Below are 4,099 nucleotides of genomic sequence, written 5' to 3'. Positions count from 1 at the left end.
TATAACAAAAAAACTAGCATTGGTGGCTGGTTTTACATTGGTTATAATTATTTCAACATTTATCTCATCAATTCCAAAGGTAACTGCTTTTAAATTTAACATTATGAAAAAATTTGAGGAGTTAAGAGGAAATACTAGAGATATTAAGTTTAGTACAAATGATGATGGTTTAAATAAAAATTCAAATAGTAGTGTATTAAAATCAAATGATAGTGCAGATCAGATAGAAAAGTTAGTAACAATAGATGAGGCTAAAAAAGAGGTTCCCTTTAAACTTTTGGTACCCAAGTATATACCTGATGGGTATAAATTAAAAACAGTTAAACTTGTAAAAGCTATGGGAGATCTTTTTAGTGTTAAGCAAATTTATACAAATAGTACAGGGAAAATAATTCGAATTAATCAAAACACTATATCTGAAAATGGATCAGAAACAATTTCTATGAGTTCAAACCTCCGGACTGAGGATATAATTATCGATAACTTAAAAATAAATTTTGCTACGGATGATAAAAACTTTAAAACGATGCTTTGGTTTGATAACAATACAAAGAATGAAGTACTTATGCCATATGATTTTACAGATATTCAAATGAAAAGAATAATTGGATTATTAAAATAAAGCCCATTTTAGGGCTTTATTTTAATTTATATATATTGAATTAGTTATTGATGTTTTAGATGTTGTTACTCCGTTATTTACTATATAGTTTGTACTTCTAACTCTATAATAACTGTAAGATGCTACTGCTAAACTATGATAAGCTTTAGCTTGATCAGTATTGTTTAAACTATATGAGAATGTCTTAATTGTATTCCAATATCCATTTACATACTTTTCAACATACAATGTGTACCCTATAGTGCCTACATTCATATAACTTTCTGTTAATCCTTGTGCTCTAATATATCCTGTATTTGACTGAGTAATAGAAGCTCCCCAATTAACAAAATAATCACTAGTTGTCTTTTGAATGTCAATATTGAAGTTATATTTGTCATTAGAATAAAACATCTCACTTTGGCTCATCTTTTTATCTGGGATATCATTATTAGAAACTGCAAAAGCGTTTGAAGACATAAGTCCAGTAATTAAAACAGCACAAGTTAAAATTGATAATATTTTTTTCATAAATTTCCCCTCCGTATAAACATCTTTAGATTTTTCTAAATGTTTTATATAGGTTAGATAAAAAAAAATTAAAAAAGTTTCAAAAAATGTGAAACTTTTTTGAAATAACTTTATCTAATATATATAAGTGATCACTTATACATAGATAATGTTGTATATTTCATGTCTATAAAAATATAAATAAAGGATGGGTTTGAATTATGGATAAAAAAATAATTTCATTAAGTTTGCTGTTATGTATGGTAGGAAGCAATGTTGCTTTTGCATCAACAACTACTGAACAGTTCCCAAAAATCAATGTTGAACAAAATCAAAATTCTAAAAAAGTAGATAAAAATATTCTTATACAAAAAAACTACACAAAAGAGAATGGAATTAAAATTAAAGATCTAACATATAAGAATCATTCAAGAAAAATTATTGTCGAAAGTGAATTTAAAACCGATATTGTAGAATATAATCCAATAGATAATACAGTTACACTGAATAATGTTAAACAGGATGTAATAGTTAGTGCACCATTAATGGAAAGCAAAAGTAATACTACCAATATGATCTCAAGTACTTCTGCAAATCTTATGTGGACTTATCTGCGAACGAGAAACTATACTTTTAGTCTTCAAAATAAAACTGTTGCTGTGGGTGCCGCTTTGTTGGCTGCTGCACTTTCAATGAGTTTTTCATCTGCTGATAGTATGATAAGAAAGTTTATGGTAGCTACTGGAGTAGGTATTGCTGCTATTATTGCTACGTCACCCTTTTACGGAACTATGACTGTTTCTTCTAGTGAATATAGAGCCGATGATGGTATTAGATTTTGGCATAGAATTATTGCACATTATTATTGGAATGGACAGCAATTCGGTGATACGGATCATATTACCAAAGATCTTCCTTATAACATTTAGATTGATATATCTTATAAATTAAAGCATTTTTTATTTTTGTCTAACTACTTTTGCAATCTGAAAATATTAGGTTAAAACATATTCAGATTGCAAAAGTATAAAGAAATTATAAATAACTAAATCTCAAAAGAGTTATAATGAGTTGAGTATAAACTAATAAAAATAATCATTTATTTGATTGAAAGAGTGGCTTTATTCCATTCATAATTTTTAAGAGGAGGTTAATTTATCTTGAACTTTAAACGCAAGAAATCACCAAGTGAGATAATAGGTATTATTTTTCCCGCAATAATAGTTGTTCTTATCAATTTGTATAAAATTATATTTCAACCTTTAAACAACTATATTTCTATTATAACTAGTATACTTCTAATATTAATACTTTTTGATATTGGGTTAATAGAACTAATTGTAAAAAAAAGTAAATTAGGATATTACATCTTGTTTTTGGTAATAATAGTAAGTTTTATATTCATTAATAAGTACTTTTAACTATTAGGGTGTTTTTGCCCATCTCCCCCGAAAAGGGGGATTAGGCAAATTACTCACTTGATATTGTCTGAAATTTAGCCAGTTACAGCATGATTGCCTATTTGGGTCTTTCAAAATATGTAGTAATCATTTGAAACATGTCAGAACTAAACAAGATGTACTTATGACACATAAAATCAACGATTAAAGACCATGTCACAAAATGTACTTTTTAAAATAATCCTTATTCCACCTTTTCGGGGGGATATGCAAAAACACCCTATTTGAATTCTCTGGTTAATAATGTTACAACAACTATTCAACATAAAAAATGTTATCTTGAATGGTTGTGGGTAGCATTAAACTAATTTTATACCACTAAAAACTACTCTGTATTACTATTAATATAAACATTAATAGTGTCCTAATTTGTATAAGAATAGTTTACATAAGATTAATTATATGTTTATTTACCCACGTTCATATGTGACACTAATAGAAATTAATATAATAGGGATAGTGTCAGCGAAAATTATATTTCGTACGTTAATGAAAATGTAGTTATTCATTAAATTAACATTATAACTACTCTGTATTACTATTAATGTAAACATTAATAGTGTCCTAATTTGTATAAGAATATCTTACATAAGATTAATTATATGTTTATTTACCCACGTTCATATGTGACACTAATAGAAATTTTATAATCTTTATTAGATCTAAGCAAAGAGCTATATTTACTTAGATCTATTTTGTTTTATTTCAAAAGTATCACATATGGACGTTGGTAGACGATAAGAATAGGTGCTAGGTACTAGCACCTTAATATGAAATTCTAATAGAGTAATACTCAGTAATACCCGGTAATACTGAGTATTACTAAAAAGATTTTATTTGCTAGTCATTGGTATGACTGGCTTTGATAATATATAACGATACTAATGTATATTATATTGGACTATGTAGTATTATCTCAGACCATACTATGGTATTTATTTAGTCTTTTATCTCGTTCTTAATTGTTATTGATATCAGCCCTAGAAGTCGTGAAAACAAACATTAATTATATACTATTGCATTGATAACCAGGGTGTTTACACCCTGGTTATCTTATTGTTCTTAAATACACAAATATATAGCATTTTATGGATTTATAGTATATAATTATGTATGTAAGCATAATTTAATTAGGAATTTTAGTACGAATATATTAAATTTACATGTACAATTAATAAATAAAACATAGTAACACCAACAATATATACTTCGCGACATGATATCACGTCGTTACGCACTCGGGTTTAAGAGATGTAATAGGTCGGCTACGCACTCCCATTACCATTTTAAGACTTTTCATACTGAAAAGCAAGCTCAATAAATTGAGTCTGAAAATAACTCCCTTATCCCCGAGTGCAATGCTAAAATTCAAATTAAAAAAGAAGGTTAATAATGGCTAAAAATATAAATAATCACCTAAGAAATCATTATTCAAATTATAATTTATTATTTCTTAAAAGATATTTTAATGAATTGAATATTAAAGATAAAATTCTTGATGTTGGAACCGGGCATTTTAGAAATTTAA

3 protein-coding genes are annotated in these 4,099 nt (G+C 27.0%); 2 read left to right on the top strand and 1 reads right to left on the bottom strand.

Annotated elements, in window-relative coordinates:
• Window positions 1–622, top strand: a 622-nt coding sequence (locus ACJAX4_RS22435) for a DUF4367 domain-containing protein (RefSeq protein WP_435791665.1), incomplete at its 5' end; no start/stop codon positions are given.
• 21 nt (window positions 623–643) lie between these two features.
• On the opposite strand, the gene ACJAX4_RS22430 is transcribed toward ACJAX4_RS22435, so the two are convergent.
• A complete protein-coding gene (locus tag ACJAX4_RS22430) occupies window positions 644–1,132 on the bottom strand; it encodes a hypothetical protein (protein ID WP_435791664.1) in 489 nt (162 codons plus the stop codon).
• 239 nt (window positions 1,133–1,371) lie between these two features.
• Between ACJAX4_RS22430 and ACJAX4_RS22425 the strand changes: the two genes are divergently transcribed.
• Window positions 1,372–2,040, top strand: a complete 669-nt coding sequence (locus ACJAX4_RS22425) for a hypothetical protein (protein ID WP_435791663.1) — start codon at window positions 1,372–1,374, stop codon at window positions 2,038–2,040.
• Window positions 2,041–4,099: the final 2,059 nt, after the last annotated feature.

Source organism: Clostridium sp., assembly GCF_051278035.1.
Lineage (GTDB): Bacteria > Bacillota > Clostridia > Clostridiales > Clostridiaceae > Clostridium_AD.
Note: the sequence above shows the minus strand (reverse complement) of the source record. Positions and strands in the feature narration are given on the sequence as shown.